25 protein-coding genes are annotated in these 23,586 nt (G+C 64.1%); 11 read left to right on the top strand and 14 right to left on the bottom strand.

The features are described 5' to 3' along the window. Positions 1-50: 50 nt before the first annotated feature. The 4 genes from GGR03_RS24575 to GGR03_RS07085 all read left to right on the top strand — a co-directional run bounded on the left by GGR03_RS24575 (position 51) and on the right by GGR03_RS07085 (position 1,388). Positions 51-182, top strand: coding sequence for a hypothetical protein (locus GGR03_RS24575; protein WP_281378956.1), 132 nt, complete (start codon positions 51-53; stop codon positions 180-182). 7 nt (positions 183-189) lie between these two features. Then, a complete protein-coding gene (locus GGR03_RS07095; protein ID WP_183206832.1) occupies positions 190-765 on the top strand; it encodes a hypothetical protein in 576 nt (191 codons plus the stop codon). 81 nt (positions 766-846) lie between these two features. Then, entirely contained in the window at positions 847-984 is a 138-nt protein-coding gene (locus GGR03_RS07090) for a hypothetical protein (RefSeq protein WP_183206831.1), read from the top strand. A gap of 68 nt (positions 985-1,052) precedes the next feature. After that, positions 1,053-1,388: a hypothetical protein gene (locus GGR03_RS07085; protein WP_183206830.1), complete on the top strand. Its 336-nt coding sequence runs from the start codon at positions 1,053-1,055 to the stop codon at positions 1,386-1,388. A gap of 136 nt (positions 1,389-1,524) precedes the next feature. Here the strand turns inward: GGR03_RS07085 and GGR03_RS07080 are convergent, their stop codons facing one another. The 6 genes from GGR03_RS07080 to GGR03_RS07055 form a co-directional block, all read right to left on the bottom strand. Then, entirely contained in the window at positions 1,525-2,121 is a 597-nt protein-coding gene (locus tag GGR03_RS07080; RefSeq protein WP_183206829.1) for a hypothetical protein, read from the bottom strand. 730 nt (positions 2,122-2,851) lie between these two features. Beyond that, positions 2,852-3,931, bottom strand: coding sequence for a hypothetical protein (locus tag GGR03_RS07075; RefSeq protein WP_183206828.1), 1,080 nt, complete (start codon positions 3,929-3,931; stop codon positions 2,852-2,854). After that, entirely contained in the window at positions 3,928-4,719 is a 792-nt protein-coding gene (locus GGR03_RS07070) for a hypothetical protein (RefSeq protein ID WP_183206827.1), read from the bottom strand. Before GGR03_RS07070 ends, GGR03_RS07075 begins: the two co-directional genes overlap by 4 nt. Before the next feature lie 261 nt (positions 4,720-4,980). After that, positions 4,981-5,145 carry a hypothetical protein gene (locus GGR03_RS07065; protein ID WP_183206826.1) on the bottom strand — a complete coding sequence of 55 codons (165 nt, stop codon included), beginning with the start codon at positions 5,143-5,145 and terminating at the stop codon, positions 4,981-4,983. 351 nt (positions 5,146-5,496) lie between these two features. Continuing rightward, a complete protein-coding gene (gene uvrB, locus GGR03_RS07060; protein WP_183206825.1) occupies positions 5,497-8,667 on the bottom strand; it encodes an excinuclease ABC subunit UvrB in 3,171 nt (1,056 codons plus the stop codon). Positions 8,668-8,765: 98 nt separating this feature from the next. Beyond that, positions 8,766-8,972, bottom strand: coding sequence for a hypothetical protein (locus GGR03_RS07055; protein WP_183206824.1), 207 nt, complete (start codon positions 8,970-8,972; stop codon positions 8,766-8,768). A gap of 212 nt (positions 8,973-9,184) precedes the next feature. Between GGR03_RS07055 and GGR03_RS24210 the strand changes: the two genes are divergently transcribed. Next, positions 9,185-10,354, top strand: a complete 1,170-nt coding sequence (locus tag GGR03_RS24210) for an extensin-like domain-containing protein (protein WP_246367621.1) — start codon at positions 9,185-9,187, stop codon at positions 10,352-10,354. Positions 10,355-10,361: 7 nt separating this feature from the next. On the opposite strand, the gene GGR03_RS07045 is transcribed toward GGR03_RS24210, so the two are convergent. Continuing rightward, complete coding sequence (locus GGR03_RS07045) at positions 10,362-10,763, bottom strand: acyl-CoA thioesterase (RefSeq protein ID WP_183206823.1); 402 nt, start codon at positions 10,761-10,763, stop codon at positions 10,362-10,364. 213 nt (positions 10,764-10,976) lie between these two features. On the opposite strand from GGR03_RS07045, the gene GGR03_RS07040 reads away from it, so the two are divergent. Next, the gene (locus GGR03_RS07040) at positions 10,977-12,674 is read left to right on the top strand and encodes an anti-phage dCTP deaminase (protein ID WP_183206822.1); all 1,698 of its coding nucleotides are present in this window, start codon (positions 10,977-10,979) and stop codon (positions 12,672-12,674) included. Then, positions 12,671-13,216, top strand: a complete 546-nt coding sequence (locus GGR03_RS07035; protein ID WP_183206821.1) for a hypothetical protein — start codon at positions 12,671-12,673, stop codon at positions 13,214-13,216. Before GGR03_RS07040 ends, GGR03_RS07035 begins: the two co-directional genes overlap by 4 nt. A gap of 63 nt (positions 13,217-13,279) precedes the next feature. On the opposite strand, the gene GGR03_RS07030 is transcribed toward GGR03_RS07035, so the two are convergent. The 3 genes from GGR03_RS07030 to GGR03_RS07020 all read right to left on the bottom strand — a co-directional run bounded on the left by GGR03_RS07030 (position 13,280) and on the right by GGR03_RS07020 (position 15,857). Beyond that, the gene (locus GGR03_RS07030) at positions 13,280-14,167 is read right to left on the bottom strand and encodes a DMT family transporter (protein WP_183206820.1); all 888 of its coding nucleotides are present in this window, start codon (positions 14,165-14,167) and stop codon (positions 13,280-13,282) included. A 338-nt stretch (positions 14,168-14,505) separates the two neighbouring features. After that, complete coding sequence (locus tag GGR03_RS07025) at positions 14,506-15,186, bottom strand: glutathione S-transferase family protein (protein WP_183206819.1); 681 nt, start codon at positions 15,184-15,186, stop codon at positions 14,506-14,508. Between the two features lie 2 nt (positions 15,187-15,188). Next, positions 15,189-15,857, bottom strand: a complete 669-nt coding sequence (locus GGR03_RS07020) for a glutathione S-transferase family protein (protein WP_183206818.1) — start codon at positions 15,855-15,857, stop codon at positions 15,189-15,191. A gap of 113 nt (positions 15,858-15,970) precedes the next feature. On the opposite strand from GGR03_RS07020, the gene GGR03_RS07015 reads away from it, so the two are divergent. Beyond that, positions 15,971-16,867: a LysR family transcriptional regulator gene (locus tag GGR03_RS07015; RefSeq protein WP_183206817.1), complete on the top strand. Its 897-nt coding sequence runs from the start codon at positions 15,971-15,973 to the stop codon at positions 16,865-16,867. Between the two features lie 553 nt (positions 16,868-17,420). Here GGR03_RS07015 and GGR03_RS07010 read toward each other — a convergent pair. Together GGR03_RS07010 and GGR03_RS07005 are read right to left on the bottom strand one after the other, a co-directional pair. Then, on the bottom strand, positions 17,421-18,803 hold the full coding sequence (locus GGR03_RS07010; protein WP_183206816.1) for a YncE family protein: 1,383 nt from the start codon (positions 18,801-18,803) through the stop codon (positions 17,421-17,423). Further along, the gene (locus GGR03_RS07005; RefSeq protein WP_183206815.1) at positions 18,800-19,195 is read right to left on the bottom strand and encodes a DUF305 domain-containing protein; all 396 of its coding nucleotides are present in this window, start codon (positions 19,193-19,195) and stop codon (positions 18,800-18,802) included. Before GGR03_RS07005 ends, GGR03_RS07010 begins: the two co-directional genes overlap by 4 nt. 228 nt (positions 19,196-19,423) lie before the next feature. On the opposite strand from GGR03_RS07005, the gene GGR03_RS07000 reads away from it, so the two are divergent. Then, entirely contained in the window at positions 19,424-19,807 is a 384-nt protein-coding gene (locus GGR03_RS07000) for a nuclear transport factor 2 family protein (RefSeq protein WP_183206814.1), read from the top strand. 109 nt (positions 19,808-19,916) lie between these two features. Here GGR03_RS07000 and GGR03_RS06995 read toward each other — a convergent pair whose 3' ends face one another. Further along, positions 19,917-20,357, bottom strand: a complete 441-nt coding sequence (locus tag GGR03_RS06995) for a DUF1499 domain-containing protein (protein ID WP_183206813.1) — start codon at positions 20,355-20,357, stop codon at positions 19,917-19,919. Between the two features lie 132 nt (positions 20,358-20,489). On the opposite strand from GGR03_RS06995, the gene GGR03_RS06990 reads away from it, so the two are divergent. Continuing rightward, positions 20,490-21,086, top strand: a complete 597-nt coding sequence (locus tag GGR03_RS06990) for a superoxide dismutase family protein (protein WP_183206812.1) — start codon at positions 20,490-20,492, stop codon at positions 21,084-21,086. Positions 21,087-21,149: 63 nt separating this feature from the next. On the opposite strand, the gene GGR03_RS06985 is transcribed toward GGR03_RS06990, so the two are convergent. Beyond that, a complete protein-coding gene (locus GGR03_RS06985; protein ID WP_183206811.1) occupies positions 21,150-21,767 on the bottom strand; it encodes a glutathione S-transferase family protein in 618 nt (205 codons plus the stop codon). Between the two features lie 283 nt (positions 21,768-22,050). On the opposite strand from GGR03_RS06985, the gene GGR03_RS06980 reads away from it, so the two are divergent. Further along, complete coding sequence (locus GGR03_RS06980; protein ID WP_183206810.1) at positions 22,051-23,253, top strand: pyridoxal phosphate-dependent aminotransferase; 1,203 nt, start codon at positions 22,051-22,053, stop codon at positions 23,251-23,253. The last annotated feature ends 333 nt before the right edge of the window (positions 23,254-23,586 follow it).

Below are 23,586 nucleotides of genomic sequence, written 5' to 3'. Positions count from 1 at the left end.
GTGCGGCGGGCAGGCGAGAATGCGGTCCCGCTCCTTCGGACACGAATCCCATGACAATCCGCCTTGCCCTCTTCCTCCTCGCCGCCCTGTCGGTGGCCGGCTGCGCCACCAAGCCGGTCAACGACCCCGGGGGTAAATGGGCGAAGCAGGCCGAGCAGCTCGACAACTCGCTGTTCTACTAGGCCGCCAATGCTGCTTCGCATCCTGACGGCCGCGGCGCTGCTCGCCGGGCTCGGCGCGGCGCTGGCGGCGCCGGGCGAACTGGCGGTGCCGGGCTGGCGCGCCGGCGTGCCGGCCGAAGCGACGCTGGAGGAACCGCAGCGCTTCGACTGCACCGGCGCGGCCTGCCCGTCGGCGGGGCTCGCCTGCCTCTACGCGGTCGCGCCGCCGCGGCCGGCCGGGTCGCGCTGGCTGACGGCCAAGGACGTGATGAACCCCGACGTGATGCCCTGGGCCGACTACGAGGTCTGGCTCGCAGGCGCGGCGCGGCAGCTGAAGCCGGCGCTGGCGAGCGGGCCGGCGCGCGGCGGCTTTGCCGAGCGCGGCGTGCCGGCGCTGCAGGCGCTGGGCGGCCGCGACGTGGTGCGGCGCGACTATGGCCTGCGCACCCGCGTCGGCTACCTGGCGATGCCGGCGTTCCTCTGGGGGGTGAAGGGCCGGCTCTACACGCTCGCCTGCGCCACGGCGCCGGAGGCGCGGCAGGCGGCGCGGCTCCCGATGATCGGGCTGATCGAGGCGCTCGCGGCGCTGGAGCCCGAGGAGTAACGATTGCGGGAGGCATGGCCGGTGAGGCAACTGCAAGCCAGCGGCGGCGTTCTCGGGGACGCAATCCCATGGAGAATTCCGATGCCTGCCCTTGCCGTTGCCCTGATCCTGTCGCTGGCGCTCGCCGGCTGTTCCGCCACCAGCGCACCGCGCGAAAACTATCGCGGCTACGAGAACACGCCTTCGGGCGGCCTGGTGCCCGGCCAGCGCTGGTACTGAGGCGCGGCGCCGGCCGGCACGCGAAACCAGAGCGGCCGCCGGCGCGTTCATTCCGAAAGGAGCCCGCCATGACCCGATCCCTGACGCTCGCGCTGGCCGCGCTGATCGCCCTTCCGTCCTTCGGTTCCGTCGCCGCCATGGCGCAGGACCGTTTCGAGGATCGCGACCGGGCGGAGACGGTGGGCGTCTTCCTGTCGAAGCGCGAGAAGGCACGCTCGGTGCCGGTGCGCCTGCCGGACGGGCGGGTGGTGCTGCGGCCGCCCAACCGCGGCATCCCGTTCCTGTTCGGCTTCGGCGACAATGACGGGGCGCCCTCGTCGCTGCCGACCGTCGGCGGGATCACGCCCTCCGCCATCGCCGCCACGCCATCGGGCGGGCTGGTGCCGGGGCAGGAGACGCCGTAGGGGCGTCTCGGGTTTTTCGCGCCACGCGCGAGGTGTCGGCAACTTGTATTTGCCGCGCAGTGCGCTCCGGGGCGGAGGAATGGGTCCTCGGGCCCCGTCCCGAGGATCCAGGCGGCGTCGGCCGTGCCATGCGCCATCAGAACTGCGTCAGCCGCGGGCGCGGCGTCGGTGGGGCGAGGGGCTCCGGCTGGCGCGGCGGCGGGGGAAGGGCGTCTGGCGCGGCGTCCGTCCCGCCCGCCGCACCCTCGCTTTGCGCCTCGCGCGCCGCCGCGGCCTCCGCGATCTTGCGGCGGGCGAAGTCGAGCCAGCCCTTCTCGCAGCGGATGGTGAACTCGTCGCGGAAGCGCTCCGGATAGTGCCAGCGCATGATCGCGTAGGGCAGGACGTACTGGACCACGAGCGGCAGCCGGGCGAAGCACGGGGCGGCGCCGTGCGGGTCGGCGACGCCCGCCGCGTCGGCGGGGCGCTCGCCGAAGCAGCAATGCCCGGCCCGCCGGCAGGCGCCGCGCTTGCAGAACGGCGTCAGCAACAGCGCCAGGCTGGGCAGCAGGCGCTCCGGCCGCAAATCCACCCCCGAGCGGGCCCGCCGGGGCGGCGACTTCCTCGAGCGCCGCGGCTGTTTCGGCGCGTTCTCGAGCGCGTCGCCGACGAGCTTCATGTGCGCCTCGCTGATCCGGCGGCTTTCGGCGATTTCCTCCGGCGTCAGCGGCGGGTCGATCGGCGCGGTCGGCATGTCATCCTCCTTCGGGTTCCGGGGCTCCTTGACTGCGGGCGTGCGGAAGCGTCGCCGCGCCCGAGCGGGGCCGGCGGTCTGCCGCATGCGGCCGCCCTGGCGGGCGGCGGATCGCCGACGGCACGCCATCGGCTTTTGGTAAGAGCGGCACGCCGTCGGCGATCCGCGCGGTGTCTTGTCGGTCCGAGTGGAATTGAGTTCCGGCCAGCGACGAGCCCCGCGAGGAGCTTACGGGCTGGCTAAACCCCCTTCCGGCCGGCTCTTCGCCCTTGCGGGCTCAAGCGGATCGATCCGCGGCCCCCTCGTAGTGGGGGACGGTCCGGCGACGGTTCGGCCCGTCCGGGTCGGCGCCTCTCCGGAAGAGGCGCCGGCGCGGACACCGCTCGCCGCCCCCGGGCGATCCCGGCGATCGTCCGTGCCCGCCGTGGGCGGCGATGGGGGGATTATGCGGGAGGGGTGAGGGGGTGGGGATAACGTCTTTGGCGGTGCCGCCCTTGGCGTGCCTTTATGAGGCAAGGACAGCTCGGCGCAGCGCCGCCTACGGAGAGGACGGGGAGCGGGCGGAACTCGCGGGGGTAGGCCTGATCGGCTTAAAGTTATCTACTCCCTCGCAGCGCGAACCCTTTACATCGGCGGCTGACGCGAGATCGTCTGCCATCGCCGGCCGTGCTGGTTTCCCAGACGTTCAATCCGCGCCTCAGCACGTCTCGAACACACATGCCTTGGCGGGTTACAATGGTAAGTCTTCGTGCAAACGAGCGCGTATTACTCGGATCCGAGAAGAATTCTCCAATTCTTCCTGATATTCATGTCTGTAAAAACTCAATATCGGCTTATCAAAATAATATCTCCGGAAGCCTGGGTTTTGCTTCATATACTCCATGAAAATAAGTGTACCGACGCACCTATTTCTATTATAAAGGAAAGGAACCATTAGACTCCTAAACTCAAGAAACCTACCTTCTAATAGTTCGAAAAGAGATGGCATTATGCTATCGGCGGCACTTCGGACTTTCCGATAGTCGTCGGGCGAAATCGCGATATTCGCTTTCGCTTCATTTATGTACTCAAGTCCAAGCTGCAAATCGCTAGCACTTTTCATATAGTCTCGGTATTCATCGGCAAAATCAACAAAATATTCTGCGTCAAACTGATAATCCTCTCTGAGGAATGTCTCGCCTATTAAACGATATATCTCATTAGAGCGGTTTTTTCCAAGTACATTGCGTGAATAGCGCGTCATGGATTGAAGTACTTGAATTGTTGCAGTGAAATTGAGATTGACAATCCGACTTTCATCAATCTCACTGTTGTCATTTATGTTAACGTATTCTGCGTACGGCTGGTCAGCTATCGACTCTACCCATTTCCGCTTTAGCCCCTCACTCACTCTTTCAAGCGATGCTGCGCATTCGACCGCCGCTCGCTGCTGCCAAGCCCGATCTTGGAGGAAATGAGCAAGTTCAAGTGATAGAAACGGGCTGCCTTGTAGTATGCTTTTGTCAATCAAATTAAGACGAAATTTGGACTTGATATTTTGAAAAGTTCCAATCGAAATTTCATGATCACTTAGATTAATTGCATATAATGCAAAATCACCTTGCATAAGGGGGCGCTCTGAAGTCACAGTTTGCTCTAAATATTTTACTCGACCGGGCTCAATATCATTCAACGGTACAAATGATTGAACGCGATGTCCGCTATCGATCTCCTGCTTAAACCACTGTTGACCATCTTCATCACTAAAAAGAGGCATTGAAACTGACGGCGCCATTTGATGGTGCATGTACAGAGCTTTGAGAAATTTCAAATTATGCCCTCCTTGCGGTAAATTTCATAGGTCTTATCAAATAAAATACCTAGTATTGATGCTGAACCTATATTATGTATTCCACTATATGTAGATATGTGCTTTGGGTTTATTACATTTATTGCGTCGGTTATATGTATGTCATCTAAGCAAACTTGTGGAACTACTATTCCAAGCAAGCATCCAGTCAAGTCAATTTCTCTATCAAATATGAATTCAATTGAGGAAGATCTAAGATCGGGATTAAAGGTGCCATCGTTATGATTTGCTGTTATTCTAGAGAGCTCATGTACGCCCTCGATTTCAAAGTTGAGGTTAGGCACCTCGACGTTCTTGCGACTTCCTCCAAAGAAGTATTCCTCGTTCGATCGATAGAAATATGCAACGATCTTTTGTGCGGAACTCGTTGAGCCGGGAAGGCGAAAGTGATCGATTGCAGATTTGCTGTGGAAGAAGTTGCTGTAGAGCCCAGCGTGAAATGCGCCTGTGTCAAAAGGGTAAACGCTCATACATGTAGCGTTCAGCTTGTCAGGATCGAAGATGAACGCCACAGGAAAATTAGCGCTAAGAAAGTTCGTTCCTTTGTGGTGCGTCTGGTAGGCCGGACGACCGTAGAACATATAAGTTAAATCTTCGCCAAATACGGTGCAAGGTGATGGACTAATGCGGCTCGGCCCAAGTATATCTATAAACGAGTATGCATCAGTAATATGAATTAGGGGCATTGGCGTAAAAAGATTCACTTGTGAATCTATTGCCTTCTTAAACCTTGTCTCAGCTGAGTTCATTGAGTTTGAAGCCTAATTTAGCAGGTGCGAATGAACCGGAATTATGACCGAAGCGTCCGACAATTGCGAAAGCATTCGCACGAAAGCCTTTATTCTGCTTCGGCGATCATTTCACGAAGTACACAGGCGGAAAAGTCCTGCCGTCGCGGAAGGGGGAGGTGACGCCGGATTGAAACGCGTGGGCTACATCTAAGACTGGGCCGTGAGATCGGGTCTTCGCGGGGACGGGCGGGCGCAAGCAGGCGGCTGAGTCCGCGCCATCTACTGCCCCGGCCGCCCGGTCTTGCCGGGGCGGCGCTTGCGGCGCTGGTCGGCGGGGTCCTCGTAGGAGCCGCGGCCGACCCGCTCGCGGCGGATCGGAGCGGGAGAGTCGGGGTCGGTGCTTCGCGGATCGGCCGACTTGCCGCCAGCGTTCGTGGGCGGCACGCCCCCCTCTGTCCTGCCGGACTTCTCCCCCTCAAGGGGGGAGAGGGGCTAGGCGGATGCGTCGATGCGATTCGCCCTCATCCCCCTGCCGGGACCTTCTCCCTCTTCGGGAGAAGGTCGAGGCGTCAGGCGCCCCCGCGCTTCGTCCTACGGCGCATGCTCGCTGCGCTCGGAATCCCTCATCCGGCCCTTCTCCGGGGCGAGCCGCTTGTCTCGCCCGTCCTGCGGACCCTTCCCCCCTTGGGGAGAAGAATGCACCACGTACTTTGGCAGAGGGGGCGCCCTTCCTCTCCCCGAGGGGGAGAGGGTGGATGCGAGCGGGAGCGAGCAGACGGGTGAGGGCTTCGTAGCCTACTGCCCCGGCCGCCCGGTCTTGCCGGGGCGGCGCTTGCGGCGTTGGTCGGCGGGGTCCTCGTAGGAGCCACGGCCGACGCGCTCGCGGCGGATCGGGGCGGGGGAGTCGGGGCTCTCTACCTCCCCCTTGTGGGGAGGTCGTCGCGAAGCGACGGGTGGGGGGTTTTTGCCGTCACCCCCACCCGCGCCTTCGGCGCGACCTCCCCCATCGGAGGGGGAGGTAGGGGCTGCGGGCTTCTTCGGGGCCGGTTTGCCGGTGGGCTTTTCGGTGCGGCCGACGGTCATTTCGTCGAGGGAGTTCTTGCGGAACAGCGAGGGGCCGGCGGGGACGGCCGTGTCGGTGCCGGGGCCCATGCTGTCGAGCGAAGGCTTGTGGAAATAGGACGCGGCAGCCGGCGTGGCGGCGGGCGTATCGCCGGCCGGGGCCGGACGGGAAAGCGGCGCGGGGCGGCGGGGCGAGCCTTCGCCGCGGGGCTTCAGCGGTTCGCCGCGCGGGCCGAAGCGTTCGCCGCCGGCGGGGGCACGGTCGCGCTTGGTCTTGCGGCCGTGCTTGGAGCGGCCGGTGACGGGGGAGACGGCGTCCTCCTCGAAGGCGATCGCGTCGGCGGCGGTGTCGCCGAGGCCGCCGTCGCTGAGGTGGGCGTCGCCGGCGGGGATGCCGCCGAATTCGAGTTCCTTGGCGCGCAGGCGCTTGAGCTCGTCGCGCAGGCGGGCCGCCGTTTCGAAATCCAGGTCGGCGGCGGCCTCGCGCATCTGGCGCTCGAGATGTTCCAGATGGGACTTGAGGTTGTTGCCGACGAGGGCGCCCTCCTTCGCGCCGGGGCCGACGTCGATGCGGACGTGGTCCTTCTCGTAGTAGCTGTCGAGAATGTCGGCGATATGCGCCTTCACCGAGGCCGGGGTGATGCCGTGCTCGGCGTTGTAGGCCTCCTGCTTCTCGCGGCGCCGGCTGGTCTCGGCGATGGCGCGCTCCATCGAGCCGGTGGTGCGGTCGGCATAGAGGATGACCTTGCCGTCGATATTGCGGGCGGCGCGGCCGATGGTCTGGATCAGCGAGGTCTCCGAGCGCAGGAAGCCTTCCTTGTCGGCGTCGAGAATGGCGACGAGGCCGCATTCGGGGATGTCGAGCCCCTCGCGCAGGAGGTTGATGCCGACCAGCACGTCGAAGGCGCCGAGGCGGAGGTCGCGGATGATCTCGATGCGCTCCAGCGTGTCGATGTCGGAATGCATGTAGCGCACGCGGATGCCCTGCTCGTGCAGATATTCGGTGAGGTCCTCGGCCATGCGCTTGGTGAGCACGGTGGCGAGCACGCGGTAGCCCTTGGCGACGGTCTCGCGGATCTCGCCGACGAGGTCGTCGACCTGGGAGCGGGCGGGGCGGATCTCGACCGGCGGGTCGATCAGGCCGGTGGGGCGGATGACCTGCTCGGCGAAGACGCCGCCGGCCTCCTCCATTTCCCAACTGCCGGGGGTGGCCGAGACCGCGACGGTCTGCGGCCGCATGGCGTTCCACTCCTCGAAGCGCAGCGGCCGGTTGTCCATGCAGGAGGGCAGGCGGAAGCCGTATTCGGCCAGCGTCGCCTTGCGGCGGAAGTCGCCGCGATACATCGCGCCGATCTGCGGCACGGTGACGTGGCTCTCGTCGATGAAGACCAGGGCGTTGTCGGGCAGGTACTCGAACAAAGTCGGCGGCGGGTGGCCTGGCTGGCGGCCGGTGAGGTAGCGCGAATAGTTCTCGATGCCCGGACACGAACCGGTGGCCTCGATCATCTCGATGTCGAAACGCGTGCGCTGCTCGAGCCGCTGGGCTTCGAGCAGGCGGCCGGCCTTCTCCAGCTCGACGAGCCGGTGCTTCAGCTCCTCGCGGATCGACTTCACCGCCTGGTTCAGCGTCGGGCGAGGCGTGACGTAATGCGAGTTGGCGTAGATCTTCACCGACTTGAGGTCGCCGGTCTTCTGCCCGGTGAGCGGGTCGAACTCCTGAATCTGCTCGATCTCGTCGCCGAACATCGAGATGCGCCAGGCGCGGTCCTCCAGATGGGCGGGGAAGATCTCGATCGTGTCGCCGCGGACGCGGAACGAGCCGCGCTGGAAGTCCATGTCGCGGCGCTTGTACTGCTGGGCGACGAGGTCGGCGAGGAGCTGGCGCTGGTCGAGCCGGTCGCCGACGGCCATCTGGAAGGTCATCGCCGTGTAGGTCTCGACCGAGCCGATACCGTAGATGCAGGAGACCGAGGCGACGATGATGACGTCGTCGCGCTCGAGCAGCGCCCGGGTCGCGGCATGGCGCATCCGGTCGATCTGCTCGTTGATCGAGGATTCCTTCTCGATATAGGTGTCCGAGCGCGGCACGTAGGCCTCGGGCTGGTAGTAGTCGTAGTAGGAGACGAAATACTCGACGGCGTTGTCGGGGAAGAAGTTCTTGAACTCGCCGTAGAGCTGCGCCGCCAGCGTCTTGTTGGGGGCCAGCACCAGCGCCGGGCGCTGGGTGTGCTCGATGACGTTGGCGACGGTGAAGGTCTTGCCGGAGCCGGTGACGCCGAGCAGGACCTGGGTCTGGTCGTGCTCGGAAATGCCCGAGACGAGGTCCCTGATGGCGGTCGGCTGGTCGCCCATCGGCACGTAGTCGGAGGCGATGCGGAAGGGCACGCCGCCTTCCGACTTGTCCGGCCGGGCGGGGCGGTGCGGGATCCAGACTTTGCCGTCCTTCAAGAGCGGGTCGCCCTCGGAGATCAGCTTGGTCAGCGCCTCGACCGTGGCGGTGACGCCGCCTTCCGGCAGGCGGCCGGCATCCTCAAGGCTGACGTCGAGGCCGGCGACCGGGTTGAGCCCGGCGGCGGCGCGCTGCTTCGGGTCGCTGGTGCCGCCCATCGAGGTGCCGCGGGAGGATTTCATCGGCCGGTCGGCGGCGCGGGGCTTCGGCGGCTTCGGCGCCGGGGTGGCGGCGGCCTCGCTGGCGATCGCATCGGCCCAGCCGGAGACGGGTCCGTCCAGCGGCGTGCCACTGTCGAAATTCGCCTGCGGCGCCTCGCCGAAGCCGTCCGGCTGGCGCTCGGCGGCATCGGAAAAGTCCTGCAGCGGCCCGCGGCGCGCCGGCGCGCCGGGGTCGAACGGCGCCTCGTCGGGGAGGGACTTGGCGGGGCGGGTCTGTCTCGGTCGGGAAGCCATGGGCCGCATATAGAGAGGCAGGGGCCGGCTTGGAAGAAGCGGCAGCCGGTCGCCGCCGCCGATCTGCAGGCGGCGACCGGGATGTCGGGCGGCGGCGGTTACTGCGGGTCCTGCTCCGCCGGCACGACGCCTTCGGCGTCGGGGTCGCCGCTGGTGTCGACGGCGGGGTTGGCCGAGCCGTCGCCGCCGGTCGGGCCGTCGCCGCTGCCGACCTCGCTGGGCTGGACGGCGGGCTCGTCGCAGGCGGCAAGGCCGAGGCCGGCGGCGAGGAGCAGGGCGGTGAGGGCGAGCGGGCGCAGGGTCATCGAAGAACTCCGTTGAACGAGGGGTTGCCTGACAACGGGGCGGGCGCCGCGGGGTTGCCGGGTTCGTTCCCGGCCACCCGGTTCGGCGATCACGATTGCGCGGGATCGGCGTCGCGGCGATCTTCCCTGGCGGGTGTTCATCCTTCGCTTACCAAACCTGCCTAGGGTTTTTCGCATCCGCTCGAGTTCCGCGGATGACGAAAGGCCAACGCATGGTTCCGCGTAAACGCGTCTGGCGCATCGCCGCGCTCGCCGTCGCACTCGCGGCGGCGAGCCATCTGCCCGGTGCCCTTGCCCAGTCCGACTTCGCCCCGGTCCCGCCGGCGGCGGTGCCCGGCGGCGAACAGCTGATGTGGGGCGGCCGCCTGCCGGCGCCCGGCGAGGGCTATGTGCCGAGCGCCCCGCGGCTCAGCGATCAGGGCTACGAGGCGCTGGTGGATCACAGCATGGCGCAGCAGGGCGCGGCGCCGAGCCCGCCGCCGGCGCCGGCCGAAGACGGCTGGTCGCTGACCGAGGATCTGCTCGGCGGCGGGGCACAAGCCGCTGCGCCGCCACCGGCGATGCAGTCGCAGCCGATGGCCGCGCCGCCGCCACTCGCCGCGCCGGTCAGCATCGACGATTTGGCTGCCGGCCAATACGAACCGGCGCTTCCGCAAGGCGACCCCTGGGCCGGGCTGAAGGAAGCCGAGCCCCAGGCGGCCCCGCCGCCGCCGCCCGTCGCACCCGCGCCGGCGCCACAGCGGGCGGTCGCGGCGCTGGAGCCGGTGCCGGTGCGGCCGGAGGCCACCGTGCCGGGCCGCGGCGCGCTGGAGGACCAGACGCCGACCGGCTATCGCGCCATGCCGCGCGCGGAGGCGCAATGCCGCGCCACCCTGCGCAAGATGGGCGTGCAATTCGTCGATGTCGCGCCGATCGGCAAGGGAAGAGGCTGCGGCATCCCGCACCCGGTGAAGATCACCGCCATCGCCGAGGGCGTCGCGATGAAGCCGGCGGCGACGCTGAACTGCGCCTCGGCCGTGCGCATCTCGAAATGGGTCGAGGACGAGGTCAAGCCGGCGGCGCGCTGGAAGATGTGGAAGCGTCCGACGGCGGTGCTCAACGCCTCGTCCTATCGCTGCTCGCGCATCGCCGGCTCGCGCACCGTCTCCGAACACGCGACCGGCAACGCGCTCGACGTGCGCGGCTTCCAGTTTTCCGACGGGTCGCTGTTCGACGTGGAGAAGAAGGGTTTCTTCTCGTTCCGGCAGAAATCCTTCCAGAGCGCGGTGCGGGAATCGGCCTGCCGCTATTTCGGCACGGTGCTCGGCCCCGGCTACAACCACGCGCATCGCGACCATCTGCATCTCGACGCCAAGAACCGCCGCCGGGTGGTCTGCAAGTAGCGCGGCGTCAGGGGATTGCCGGCGCCTCGGGCGGCACCGGTACCGGGCGGCCTTCCTCGTCGATCGCCACCATGACGAAGGAGGCCTCCGTCACCTTGATGCGCTCGCGGGTCAGATGGCGCTGCGCCCAGGCCTCGATGGAGAGCGAGATCGAGCTGCGGCCGACCTTGTCGATGACCGAATAGACGCAGAGCGTGTCGCCGATCTTCACGGGCTTGCGGAAGGTCAGGGCGTTGACCGCGACGGTGGCGACGCGGCCATGCGCCCGTTCGGCGCCGCGTATGCCGGCGGCAAGATCCATCTGCGCCATCACCCAGCCGCCGAAAATGTCGCCATTGGCATTGGCGTCCGCCGGCATGGCCGGCACCCGCATGGTGAGTTCGCCTTTCGGCTGGTCTTCGGCGTCCATAATCCCCTCCGTCCGTTCAAAGTGTTAAACAGAAAGGGCGGGCGCATAGGGCTGCTGGGCGAAGGCCATGGTGCCAATTCAATCGATCCTAAGAGGGAGCGGTAGTGAATGTTTTGCCGCCGGAACCATCGAGGTTATCATTGGCTATCGATTCGCTATCGATTCGCAACCGGCATGTGCCTCGCCCCAACATCGATGCGTCAAAGGATCGCCATGAAGAACAGAGTGGTCAGTATTGAGAGTAGACCGAGGCGCGTTTTCGACGGCGGAAAACAACTGGTATCTAGCCCTAACGGAAAGGACTTATCAAGGAGGAATATATCAAAGGAAGTGTTTATTGCCGTCGTGGGGCCTGCTGGCGCTGGTGCATCCACGGCGGCTAATTTTTTGACAGAAGAATTCAAGCACCATTCTTCGGGGGGAGCAAATTATGACACGAGATTGATAAAAGCTAGTTCCCTTATCTCTGCTTGGGCTAATCGGGATGCGAGTGGGTCGAACTCTAGAAAGACCGCTGATGATGTCGTCAAGCTACAAGATTTGGGCGATCGCATGAGGGAGGCTGATACCACAGCCGTAGCCAGAGCGATTATGGGGCAGATACTAAATTACCGAGCGGAGATGACGGGTCTGAATATTGCTGAAGTAGACGAGCTTCCCAGGGCTTTTATTATAGACTCGCTTCGGCATCCCGATGAAGTAAAAATTTTACGCAGGGTATACGGAAGTGCATTCGCTTTAGTTGGAGTGGTCTGTGATCGTGAGGAAAGAAGAGATCGCCTCATAGAAAATCGCCTCTATGGCGCTGATCGTCAGAATCCCGAAAAGTTGGCGCAAATCGATGATATTATCGAGAGGGACAGTGAATCCGACCTCCCCCACGGCCAGCATGTGACCTCAGTTTTTGAACTTGCTGACTTTTATGTCGACAATTCTTTCCCTAGAGCGAAGCCAACTGACGTCGCAACTGTGATGAACGAGCACTTGCAGAGACTTGTCCGCATTATGACGCGAAGTAAGGTTGAAAGGCCGACAATTGGCGAGACTGCAATGCATCAAGCACATTCTGCCCAGAAGCGTAGCGCTTGTATGTCGCGTCAAGTAGGGGCGGCCCTTGTTGATGAGCAAGGAAACGTTGTTTCAGTAGGAACAAATGAAGTTCCGAGAGCGGGTGGTGGTGTTTATGGCGAACATTATGACAGTACAGACGACGACCGTTGTGTGTATCAACCTGCGCCCCAGTGTAGAAATAATACAGAACAAAACAGAATAATTGAGGGCCTGATCCATGCTCTCGACGATGATCTGAAAGTTACCGTCGATCGCAATGCGCTTGCGGCCCGATTAAGGAAAACGGATGTTGGAGCGCTCTTGGAGTTTAGTCGGGCTGTCCACGCTGAGATGGATGCAATTCTCTCTGCGGCGCGATTAGGCGTCTCGCCGCGAGGGAAGCGCCTTTATGTCACTACATTTCCCTGTCACTACTGTGCGCGACATATAGTGTCTGCTGGCGTGGATGAAGTCCATTTTATCGAGCCGTATGCTAAAAGCCGCGCAACCGATCTGCATGCCGACTCAATCACCACCTCCCAGATTGGTTGGGAGCGGCCATCTGTGTCGTCCATCAAATGTACTGAGGTCGCGCTCGATGTTGATCCTTCAACCAGCAAAAAGCGTCTCCCGGGTTCTCCGAGGCCAGATACTCCGAAGACGCTTTTCCAGCCTTTTGTCGGCGTTGCGCCGCGGATGTATGCAAAGGCGTTCAGTAAAGACGTTCCGCTGAAGGATAAGGTTACAGGTGCTTTTATCGGCCAAGGAGCGTCTGAATGGGGGGATGGATTCCAACTCTCTCGAGTACATTACACAGCTATGGAAGCGAAGCTTGCTAATAGGGAAGGAGAAGTGTCGTGATCAGGGCATCTAACCTTGTCGAGTTTCGTCCAAAGATTACTAAGAAGGAATATCCCGTTACAATAAACGAGGCTCATGAGGAGCAATACCGCTTCTTTGACTACGATCTTGAGCCACGCAGTGTTAAAAAAATCATTGAAGCGTTCTGCATTCCCATGCAAGAGGTGCACGGTCACACATTTATTTCTTTGCTGAAGAAGTTTCGCTCAAGCGATGTTGTAGACTTTAGAAAGTACCCGACGTTTTCGTTGATTTCTGCTGATCGGCATATCGTATTGAATGCAATGGAGGAGGGTAACTGGCGGTATCATAATCATTACGTCGAAATAGGTACTGCTCATACGAAATCAGAAGAATGGAGTGTCGTAGAACGCATTTGTAGAGCGGCCGAGCGGGTGTTGTGCAACGTTGATCTTTCAAAGCCGGTAGTGTTTTTAGTCCACTGCGACAACGATAGGATGGCAGTTCAGAGAACGCTTATTCAAGCGGGATGTCATCCAATGGTAGAGTGGAGATTTGCGGAAACCGTAAGCGGGCTATAAGGCGTCGATATTTAATAAGTATATATTCTGACGCTGGTTTAGCGATCTGCCCTTTGTATACGGCTAATTGAACACTCTTGTAGTTCTAAATTGCGGCACCAGTTCCACGGCGAGCATGGCGGCGAAGATCAGGATGCAGCCGAGAATGCCGATGGCGGCGATGCGCTCGCCGAGCAGCACCGCCGCGAACAGGGCGGCGAACAAAGCTTCCGAGGACAGGAAGATCGCCGCCTGGGCGGCGGTGGTGTGGCGCTGGCCGATGGTCTGCAGGGTGAAGGCGAGGGCGGTGGAAAACAGGCCGCCATAGAGGATTTCGGGCCAGGCGGACGCGAGCGCCGCGAGCGTCGGTGCTTCCAGCACCAGCATGCCGAGACCGGCGAGGACGGCGGCCACCGCGAACTGGGTGAAGGAGAGGGTGAGGGGCCGCCCGGTCGGTCCGGCGAAGACGCCGACGGCGATGATCTGCAGCGCGAAGAACACCGCGCAGGCGACCATCAGCCAGTCGCCCAGACCCGGGGCCGCAACGCCGCCGCCACCGAGCAGCACGATCCCGGCAAAGGCGGCAAAGGCCGAGGGCCAGACCACCCAATGCGGCCGGGCGCGCAACAGGACGAAGGCGAGGATCGGGGTGAAGACGACGTAGAGCCCGGTGAGAAAGCCGGCATTGGTCACCGAGGTGCTGACGATGCCGATCTGTTGGAGGATCGCGCCGGCAAACAGCATCAGCCCGACCAGCACGAAGCCGGCCCGTGCGGGCGCCGGGAGGGGCGCCTTCGCCCGGCGCGCCTCGACGATCGCGAAGGGCACCAGGGCGACCGCCGCGACGGCGAATTTCGCCGCCGTGTAGGTCCACGGGCCGACGGCGTCCATCGCCGTCGACTGGGCGACGAAGCCCATGCCCCAGACGGCACCGGCGAGCAGCAGCAGGAGATTGGCGCTCAGGCGCGACATGGGCAGGCCATCCGGTGCGGGAGAGGCTGTGGCTAGCCGAGGATGGGCAAGGGTGCAAGATTGGACGCGCCGCAGATGATGCGGGGGTGCCCGGTGTGTCGACTGGATGGCGTCCAGGCAGCTGACCGCCCTTCGGTGGCAAAAGCCACCGAAGGGACTTGGCTACGAGCGCTGGGAAATCGGTGGGTTGGGGGGAGAACGGAACGGCGGCTTCTCAGACCAACAGTGGCAATAGCCGCCGTCATGAGACTGATGGTTATGATGGTTATCGGGAGTCGATTGGCTTCTGAGAAGTGATGGCAGGCAGACATTATTTTCGCGCGCGCTGCGTACCCTGATCAGATCCGCCAATGCGGCGGATAAGCAGCGTCATAGCCCCGCATCGCCTCCATCCGCGACAGCCACGCGCCCAGTGCGGGCAGATGCGCGTCGAGAGTTTCGAGGCCCAGCGCCATCTCGATGGCTTGAGGACGCACGGCGACCCGCCGCAGCATCTGGATATTCGGCAGTGCGACAATGTCCGCGGCTGTGATGTCATTCCCCGCCAGATAAGGCGCGATCGACAGGGCTTGCTCCATCCAGCCAAGCGCATCATACACGCGAGCGGCAGACGCGCGCATCGCCCCGGGGTCGTCCTTCGCATAACCGCGCAACAGCGGGCGGACGATCTCCACATCCAACATATCGCGGGTGTAATTCTCGAATTCGCTGACGCGCTGCCAGATGTGGCCGTGCTCCTTCACCGTCTGGCCGAACAGCGGCACAGCAGGATGGGCGCGATCCAGGAAGGCGATGATCGCCACGGATTCGTAGAGCGCCACGTTTCCGGTCTTCAGGACGGGCACCTTGCCGCGTGGATTGAGCTCTATGAATGCGGGCGAGCGATTCTCCTGCCTGGCCGAGTCCATGCGGCGGGAGGCATATGGCACGCCCTTGTATCCGAGAGCCAATTGCACCCGCCACGCGTAGGGACTGCCGCTGATCCAGAAAAGTTCGTGATCCACCGTCGGGGCCTCCATGCTCACAGTTCCATTCCTGCACCGGCCAGCGCACCGTCGATACGCTCGTCCACCTCCCGCTTCGTCTCTGCCCAAGCCGGCACGGTGTCGAGGAGCCGTTGCTGCCAGGCGACAAGGTTCGGGAATTCCGAGAAGGGAACCCCGGTGCGCGCTGACTGCGAAAAGGGCGCCGCGATGTCTATGTCGGCCAGCGTCAGATGGTTGCCGACGACGAACTGACGCTCCGCGAGATGAGCGTCCAGCACGGCCGCGCCCGCCCGGAGCCTGGCGAACGCCAACCCTACGATGCTCTCGTCCTCGGGCTGGCCCATGAAGCGCTTCCCGATCCGTTCATCGAAGGTAAGCGTCGCGAATATCCGCCACTGCTCGCCCGACCAGAACATCCACTGCAAGATCTGGTAACGCTCGTGCGGTGAGGAGCCGAGCAGGTCCGAGGCGGCTTTTTCGGCGAGGTAGATGTTGATCGCCGACGCCTCGTAGAGAACGACATCGCCGTCCACCATTACCGGCGACAGCCCATGCGGGTTCATCTCCAGGAAGGCGGGCGTATGGCTCTCGCCCTTGAAAAGATCGATGCTCACGCGCTCGATGGCGATATTCATGATGGCTGCTGCGGACGTGACGCGGCGCAGGCTGCCCGAACCGGGGTCGCCGTATATCTTGATCGACATTAGCAAATGCTCCTCTGGGATCAGGCGGGTCGAGCCGCCGTCAACCGAGAATTAGGTTATCCGGGAAAGTCCGGGTATCTGTCTGATACAAACAACAGTTATCCGGATTCAGAATGAGTGACCGCTGGCAGGAGATGGCCGTGTTCGTCCGCGTGGCAGAGAGCGGCGGTCTTTCACGTGCGGCGCGCGAACTGAATCTTTCGCAACCCTCAGTATCCCGCATCGTCGGTACACTAGAGGCGCGGCTGGGCATCACTCTGCTGCTGCGCACCACTCGCAGCATTTCGCTGACCGAAGCCGGCACCCTGTATTTGGAGCGGGCGAGATACCTGCTCGCGGAGATGGAGGAGGCCGAGCAGGCAGCCCGGGGGATGGACTCGCTGCATGGCGTGATCCGCCTTGCCATGCCGGTGCTCTATGGCGCGCGCGCGGTCATTCCAGCGCTGGCGACGTTCCTCGGGCGGCATCCGGATCTTCGGGTCGAGATGATCATGAGCGATGCGCGCCAAAACCTCATCGCGGACGGGGTCGATGTCGCCATTCGCCTGGGCGTCGGACCTCTGGATGACTCCACCTTCGGCGCCCGCAGGCTGGCGCTGGTCGAGCGACTGGTGGTCGCGGCGCCAGCCTATCTCTCAGCTTATGGCACGCCCGACAGTCCGGCCGAGCTCGCCCGGCACGATTGTATCGTTCAGCACGGCCTTTTTGGTCGCGAGAGCTGGCGCTTCACGCACAATCAGACCGTCACTTCAGTCGATGTTTCCGCCAGGCTTTGGATTAACTCAGCGCCTGGGGTTCTGGCGGCTGCGATAGCGGGGCTGGGCATCGCGCTGGCGACCCGTATCATGGCGGGAGAAGAACTGCGCAATGGTCAGCTTACTCAACTGATCGAAACCTACCGGCTCGATCCGGCCGAAGTCTATGCTGTTTTCCCCGCGGGTCCGAGGCCATCAGCGAAAGTCCGGGCGATCGTGGATCACCTGGAAGCGACGCTAAGCGCTTTAGACTGATCAGAACCGAGCGCTGCTGCCGCCAGCACATTTCAGAAAAGGAGGATTCAGCAGGACAGTCGCGGCGGGATCGGACTGCCTGATGCGTTCGGGCGGGGCGGTTTTCACGAGATCTGTTCACGATAGCGTTGTCCCGAAACAGACTGTCGGACCCGGCGAAACGGGATGGCTGCTGATTGCCCGAACGGCCGGTTTGAGGAGGCTGTAGCAATCTCCCAAATGACAGGGTTGGGTCGTAAACTGCCGTCCGTTTGATGGCTTTTGCTACCTGATACCGCAGCTTGCGCTACCCGAGAGATTGGCCGACCCGTTCGCACTGGCGTGGAGATGCCCTGGCTGAACCAGACAAAGCGGCATGCCCACCTCAGCCTGATCGACGCGCGCATCCGCGAGGCGCAGGATCGCGCCTATGCCGTCGTCTCGCCAGACGAAGCTGCGGACGCATCGCGAAGCGGCGACAGGTTCCGGTGTTCCTCCTCGCCGGGTCGTTGCTGGCGATCCGCGTCGCCCTGCAAAGACGGGTTGCTGCAACGCCATTTGCCCCAAACCCGCCTCAGCGACTGGTCAGAGCCGGGGACGCGCTCATCTGCGAGCCCTCGAGCAGGACGAGCCGCGGCGGTTTCCCCGGAACCGACTCCGTCGGCGCGGCGATGCTGCGGACCGGGCCGATGCTCGATGCCATGCCGGCGCCCCTGTCGTTGGTCTTCAGCACCACGACAGGCTCGTCCCGGCCGTCGAAGAACAGGCCGTATTCGGTCATCGGCTTCAGCCTGGCGACGCTGACGTCGACCGCGTCGACCAGACCGAGATTGCGCGACACGACCATGCCCGAGCCGGCCGCGCCGTCGGGAGCACGCAGTGTGAGGGTCAGGTTTTCCGGTCCGGTCTTCAACGGCATGAGGTTGCCCGTGCCTTCGCCCTCCGGCACCGCGCCGGGCACGTAGACGAGAGCCTGTGGCGCCTGTCCGACCGGGATCTCGGCAATCACCTCCTGCGCCGCCGTATCGATCACGACGACCTTGTCGCCGTTCTCGAGCCCAACATAGATGCGGCTGCCGTCTTGCGATCCCCAGATGCCGTGTGGAAGGGCACCGACAGGGATGGTTGCGACAAGCTCGGCCTTCGGTTCCGTCTTGTAGACCTTCACGACGTTTTCGCCGCCGATCGTGACGTAAACCAACGTCTCGCCGTTCACCGTGCCGAAGCCGACGTGGTTGGAGATCGGCCCGCTGTCGAAGACTTCCTTCACCTCGAGCGTTTTGGCATCGATTCGCGTGACCTTGCCGACGTCCTTGTGCGTCAGCCAGACGTCGCGCCCGTCCGGGCTCACCTGCACGAAGGGCACGAAGGGCGAGACAACAGGGATCCGTTTGACGAGATCGTGGCTCGCGACGTCGAACACCTCGAGCACCGGATTGAAGGAGTTGGCGACGAAGGCCAGCTTGCCGTCGCCGGAGAACTTGGTCATGCCGGGGCCGCTCGTCGTGGGGATGCGGCCCGTTTCCCTGAAGGTCGTGGCATCGATCACCGAGAGGTAGTCCTCGCCGCGGACCGTCGCCCAGACTTCCCTGCCATCGGGCGTGAAGAAAGCTTCGTGCGGATTGCGCCCGACATAGGTCGTGCCCTTCACGGTGTTGGTCGCGGTGTCGATGAAGGTCACCGAGTTCGTCACCGTGGAGACGGCAACCAGCGTCGTGTGATCCGGTGAGAAGCCGAGCCCGTGCACGTTGACCTCGCCCTTGTAGAGGGGGCTCAGAACGTCCGGACGCGGATTGCCGAGCCGGATCTGGCCGAGCAGCCTGTTCGCGACGGGGTCGATGACCGAGACCGTGTTGGAATTCTGGTCGGCGGTGTAGACGCGGTCGGAGGCGGCCGGCAGCGCGAAGGCCGAGGTCGAGACAAGAAGCGCGGCGGCGAGGATGGCGGTGCGGGTCATGGTTTCTCCTGGACGGGTGCGGCCTTTTCGGCGGATGCGGCGAGCATCGAGCGCATGAGGTCGATCTCGTAGGTCTGCTCGGTGATGATGGATTGGGCGAGGTTGCGGATCGCGGGATCCTCGGTCGAGCCGAGCACGGCCTTCGCCATGTCGATCGCGCCCTGATGATGCGGGATCATCTGCGACAGGAAGTCGTGCTCGGGAGCGCCCGTCACCGGGGCGGACATCATGCCGGCATGCATCGTCTCCATCGCCTCGGCGACGGCTTCGGCATAATGCGAACCGACGGACGTGGCCGGCGCCATCGCCGAGTGATGGTGGGCAGGCGCCTCTTGCGCCTCGGCTCGGGAGAGCGATACGCAGGCAAGGGTCAGGAAGAGCATCTTCAACATGGGATCGGGGGTCCTCGAAGCACGGTCTCGAAAACAAGACGCCGGCCGATCTCGTTCATTCCCATGGCGGCGCGTTTTATTTTCGGGGACGCGAAGGCCCGACCGGGTTCGATGCTGCCGGGAGGGACGCTGGCGGCAACCGATCGCCGGTCTTGACCGGCCCTTCATGCCGCAGCACGTACGTTTGGAATATCGCGCAGCTCTCGATGGACGATTGTAGAAGACGAGATGTCCGATCTGGAACGCAACAAGGCGAACGTGGTCGCCTTCTACGAGTTGATGTTCAACGAATGCCGGCCGCGCGAGGCGATCGCGCGCTATGCCGGGGCCGACTACATCCAGCACAACCCGCATGTGGCGACCGGCAGGCAGGGGTTCATCGACTATTTCGAGCGCATGGCGAGGGACTATCCCGGCAAGCGCGTCGAGGTGAGGCGAGTGATCGCCGAGGGCGATCTCGTCGTCCTGCATTGCCTCCAGCACTGGCCCGGCAGCGACGACTACGCCGCGATCGACATTTTCCGGCTCGATGCGGAAGGCAAGATCGTCGAGCACTGGGACGTGCTGCAGGTGATGCCCGCCGATTCAGCGAATCCGAACGGCATGTTCTGAGCCTTCCCGGCGAAAGCCGCGGCAAGGCGGAGCCGCGATCACCGGGGGCCAAGCTGGCCGCGACCTGTCGCGTGCGTGCCGTCACCGATCCTTCGCGGGGTGGCGCCGGTCAGATCCCGGCGAGGCCCGCCGCCCATCTTGCGAGGCGCTTGGCGTTGGCGCCGAAATCGCCCTTGCCGAGCTGCGAGCGGGCGTAGAGCCGCAACAGCGCCCCGCCGCCTTCGGCAGGGAGGGCCTCGGCATCCACCGTGTCGGGAAAGCGCAGCAGCCTGGTGCGGACGACGTAGCGCCGATAGGTCGGGTTCGCCCGGTCGTCGACGCGCTCGATGTTCCCGTCGCCCGCGACATAGGCGTCAAGGCGGCGAAGCAGGGCATCGGGCGCGTCGGCATAGACCGGCAGGGCGAGGTCGACCTTGCCGCTCGCCGCGCCGGGAGAGGCGGCCAGCGCATCGTTGGGGACGCTGCGGCGCTGCAGATGGGCGAAATCGACGGGCCCCTGGTCGGCCGGGCCGGCGAGGCGGGTCCAAAGGGTTTCGAGCGGCGAGGCCATGGTGATGTTCTCCTGCTATACGGGCTGCGACGCCCTGCCACGGGGAACGATCGAGTCCGCCTCCCGTTGCGAATACAGCAATTGCGCGGTGCGGCCTCGAGGCTTCTCCGCTGACTTAACCGGGAGACCACCATGAAACTCTTCGCCACCACAAGCCTTGCGACCGCCCTCCTGTTCGCGGCCCCGGCCTTCGCGCAGGACGCGACGCCTGCTCCGGCGGACGCGCCCACCCCGACGGCGGCCCCGACCGAGGGCGCGGCTGCCCAGACGGCGGACGGGATGGAGCCGGTGACGGTCGAGATGAAGAATGTCGACGGCGGCTCGGCCGGTACCGTCACCGTGACGCCGACGCCGCATGGGCTGCTGCTGGCCGCCGACCTTTCCGGCCTCGGCGACGGCGAGCGCAGCTTCCACCTGCACGAGACGGGCCTGTGCGAAGGCGACTTCAGCTCGGCGGGCGGGCACTACAACCCGACCGACAAGGAGCACGGCTACATGGCCGAGAACGGCCCGCATGCCGGCGACATGCCGAACTTCACGGCGACCGGCGGAACGGCCCAGTTCCAGACCTTCAATCCGATGGTGACGATGACGGGCGGCGAGGCGCCGCTGAATGATGCCGACGGGACGTCGATCGTCGTGCATGACGGGGCGGACGACTACACGTCGCAGCCGGCTGGCGACGCCGGCGACCGCATCGCCTGCGGCGTGGTTTTCGCGGCCGAGTAAGCTGCCGAGCGAACCAGGGGGCGGCGCGCGGCCTTCGGGCCGGGGCGCCGCTTCCCCGGACGCTCAGGCGTCCGGAAGCCAGGTCCGCGGCCGGTAGTTGTCCAGCGCCGCGACCCTTTGCAGCCAGGCGCGTATGCCCGGATAGGCGGCGAGGTCGAAGCCGCCTTGGTCCGCGACATGCGTATAGGCATAGAGGGCGATGTCGGCGAGGCTCGGGTGGTTGCCGACCAGCCAGTCGTCATCCGCCAGCCGCTCCTCCATCACCCCCAGCGCCTTGTGGCCGCCGGCGAGCGTCGCGGCCAGCCGCTCCGGCGTCGCGACATCGGCCATTTCCGGATAGATGAGCAGCGAGCGGCGCACGGCGACGCTGGGCTCGTGGCTGTACTGCTCGAAGAACATCCAGGCGAGCATCCGCGCCCGCTCGAACGCCTCCGCGGGAACGAACTTCGTGCCCTCGCCGAGATAAAAGAGGATGGCGTTCGACTCGGGCAGGAAGCGCCCGTCTTCGGTCTCGAGCAGTGGCACCTTGCCGATCGGGGTTTTCCGCCGGAACGTCTCCGACGCGGTCCCGCCGTCGAGCCAGCTGACTTCCCGGTGGCGGAACGGGCGGCCGAGCAACGCCATCAAGAGCCGCGGCTTGTAGCAATTGCCGGAATCGGCCATGCCGTGGATGGTGATCATGAGCTCTCCGAGCGCTGCAGCGCGCCAGATTCGGCGAGGATCGAGGCTGCGACCAATTCATTCTGCTGACGCCTGCCATCGGCGACGGTGATCGAGGCGAACGGGCCGCGAACGCAGCCCCGATCCGGTAGGCCTCCGGCCCAAATCCGGGCGAGGCGGAGCGCGGCGGCCCGGCCCACACCAGGCGCTCGCCCGCCTTGCACCCGAACCCGTCTGCGCCTAGGGTCCGCGCGCCTTTTTGGCTCCCCTGGGCACCCCAAAGCAGAACCGGAGTTTCAGACCCATGGCATTTCTTGCCGCCGCCCTCGACCGCGTCAAGCCGTCCGCGACCATCGCCGTCACCCAGAAGGCGCGCGAGCTGAAAGCCGCCGGCCGCGACGTCATCGGACTCGGTGCCGGCGAGCCGGATTTCGACACGCCCGACAACATCAAGGAAGCCGCGATCGACGCGATCCGGCGCGGCGAGACCAAGTACACGCCGGTCTCGGGCATTCCGGAGCTCCGCCAGGCTATCGCGACGAAGTTCAAGCGCGAGAACAATCTCGACTACAAGCCGGAGCAGACGATCGTTGGCACCGGCGGCAAGCAGATCCTGTTCAACGCCTTCATGGCGACGCTGAACCCCGGCGACGAGGTGGTCATCCCGGCGCCGTACTGGGTGAGCTATCCGGAAATGGTGGCGATCTGCGGCGGCACGCCGGTGTTCGTCGACACGGCCATCGAGACCGGCTTCAAGCTGACGCCGGAGGCGCTGGACGCGGCGATCACGCCGAAGACCAAGTGGTTCCTGTTCAACTCGCCGTCGAACCCGTCGGGTGCCGCCTATTCGCGGGCCGAGTTGAAGGCGCTGACCGACGTGCTGATGCGTCATCCGCATGTCTGGGTGCTGACCGACGACATGTACGAGCACCTCGTCTACGGCGACTTCACCTTCACCACGCCCGCCGAGGTGGAGCCGGGGCTCTACGAGCGGACGCTGACGATGAACGGCGTCTCCAAGGCCTATGCGATGACCGGCTGGCGGATCGGCTATGCCGCCGGGCCGGTGGCGCTGATCAAGGCGATGGACATGATCCAGGGCCAGCAGACCTCCGGCGCCTGCTCGATCGCGCAATGGGCGGCGGTCGAGGCGCTGAACGGGCCGCAGGACTTCATCGCCACCAACCGCACGATCTTCGAGGGACGCCGCGACCTCGTCGTGTCGATGCTGAACCAGGCGCGCGGCATCGAGTGCCCGTCGCCGGAGGGGGCGTTCTACGTCTATCCATCCTGCCGCGGGCTGATCGGCAAGAAGACCAAGGCCGGCAAGGTGATCGAGACGGACGAGGACTTCGTCGGTGCGCTGCTGGAAGCCGAGGGCGTCGCGGTGGTGCACGGCTCGGCCTTCGGCCTCGGCCCGAACTTCCGGATCTCATACGCGACGTCCGAGGCGCTGCTGGAGGAAGCCTGCTCGCGCATCCAGCGCTTCTGCGCCAGCCTCGACTGATCAACCAAATCGGCGGGCGCCAGGCGTCCGCCGATTTCTGCTGCCGGAGCCTGCATCCGGGCAAAAAAAAGCCGGGCTCTTGCGAACCCGGCTTGAATTAGAAAGGGGGTTTTCGGGAGGAAAACAAACCCCTTGGGAGGAAACAGTCGGGCGAAACAGCGGGAGGAGGTGCTGCTCGCGTTCGACTGCTGATGAACATATTCGTTCGCAGTTGCGAAGCCAGCCGCGTTTCAACATGTCAGCCATGCGCTCAATGCATCGCTAGGCGGCAGGTCCGATTTTCTGCCTGGATTTCAGGCATTCTGGTCGCTCAGGGAGCAATCTGGCGGGTTC

It is taken from the genome of Aurantimonas endophytica, assembly GCF_014196845.1.
In the GTDB taxonomy this organism is placed as follows: Bacteria; Pseudomonadota; Alphaproteobacteria; order Rhizobiales; family Rhizobiaceae; genus Aurantimonas; species Aurantimonas endophytica.
This window is presented reverse-complemented; position numbering and strand designations above follow the sequence as displayed.

Bases quoted from the DNA above. Each gene is read 5' to 3' on its own strand.
- GGR03_RS24210 (WP_246367621.1), top strand. From the start codon at position 9,185: ATGGTTCCGCGTAAACGCGTCTGGCGCATCGCCGCGCTCGCCGTCGCA.
- GGR03_RS06990 (WP_183206812.1), top strand. From the start codon at position 20,490: ATGAAACTCTTCGCCACCACAAGCCTTGCGACCGCCCTCCTGTTCGCG.
- GGR03_RS07025 (WP_183206819.1), bottom strand. From the start codon at position 15,186: ATGGAGGCCCCGACGGTGGATCACGAACTTTTCTGGATCAGCGGCAGT.
- GGR03_RS07045 (WP_183206823.1), bottom strand. From the start codon at position 10,763: ATGGACGCCGAAGACCAGCCGAAAGGCGAACTCACCATGCGGGTGCCG.
- GGR03_RS07010 (WP_183206816.1), bottom strand. From the start codon at position 18,803: ATGACCCGCACCGCCATCCTCGCCGCCGCGCTTCTTGTCTCGACCTCG.
- GGR03_RS07030 (WP_183206820.1), bottom strand. From the start codon at position 14,167: ATGTCGCGCCTGAGCGCCAATCTCCTGCTGCTGCTCGCCGGTGCCGTC.
- GGR03_RS07080 (WP_183206829.1), bottom strand. From the start codon at position 2,121: ATGCCGACCGCGCCGATCGACCCGCCGCTGACGCCGGAGGAAATCGCC.
- GGR03_RS07055 (WP_183206824.1), bottom strand. From the start codon at position 8,972: ATGACCCTGCGCCCGCTCGCCCTCACCGCCCTGCTCCTCGCCGCCGGC.
- uvrB (WP_183206825.1), bottom strand. From the start codon at position 8,667: ATGGCTTCCCGACCGAGACAGACCCGCCCCGCCAAGTCCCTCCCCGAC.
- GGR03_RS24575 (WP_281378956.1), top strand. From the start codon at position 51: ATGACAATCCGCCTTGCCCTCTTCCTCCTCGCCGCCCTGTCGGTGGCC.
- GGR03_RS07000 (WP_183206814.1), top strand. From the start codon at position 19,424: ATGTCCGATCTGGAACGCAACAAGGCGAACGTGGTCGCCTTCTACGAG.
- GGR03_RS07040 (WP_183206822.1), top strand. From the start codon at position 10,977: ATGAAGAACAGAGTGGTCAGTATTGAGAGTAGACCGAGGCGCGTTTTC.
- GGR03_RS07005 (WP_183206815.1), bottom strand. From the start codon at position 19,195: ATGTTGAAGATGCTCTTCCTGACCCTTGCCTGCGTATCGCTCTCCCGA.
- GGR03_RS07070 (WP_183206827.1), bottom strand. From the start codon at position 4,719: ATGAACTCAGCTGAGACAAGGTTTAAGAAGGCAATAGATTCACAAGTG.
- GGR03_RS06985 (WP_183206811.1), bottom strand. From the start codon at position 21,767: ATGATCACCATCCACGGCATGGCCGATTCCGGCAATTGCTACAAGCCG.
- GGR03_RS07020 (WP_183206818.1), bottom strand. From the start codon at position 15,857: ATGTCGATCAAGATATACGGCGACCCCGGTTCGGGCAGCCTGCGCCGC.
- GGR03_RS07085 (WP_183206830.1), top strand. From the start codon at position 1,053: ATGACCCGATCCCTGACGCTCGCGCTGGCCGCGCTGATCGCCCTTCCG.
- GGR03_RS06995 (WP_183206813.1), bottom strand. From the start codon at position 20,357: ATGGCCTCGCCGCTCGAAACCCTTTGGACCCGCCTCGCCGGCCCGGCC.
- GGR03_RS07090 (WP_183206831.1), top strand. From the start codon at position 847: ATGCCTGCCCTTGCCGTTGCCCTGATCCTGTCGCTGGCGCTCGCCGGC.
- GGR03_RS07095 (WP_183206832.1), top strand. From the start codon at position 190: ATGCTGCTTCGCATCCTGACGGCCGCGGCGCTGCTCGCCGGGCTCGGC.
- GGR03_RS07015 (WP_183206817.1), top strand. From the start codon at position 15,971: ATGAGTGACCGCTGGCAGGAGATGGCCGTGTTCGTCCGCGTGGCAGAG.
- GGR03_RS06980 (WP_183206810.1), top strand. From the start codon at position 22,051: ATGGCATTTCTTGCCGCCGCCCTCGACCGCGTCAAGCCGTCCGCGACC.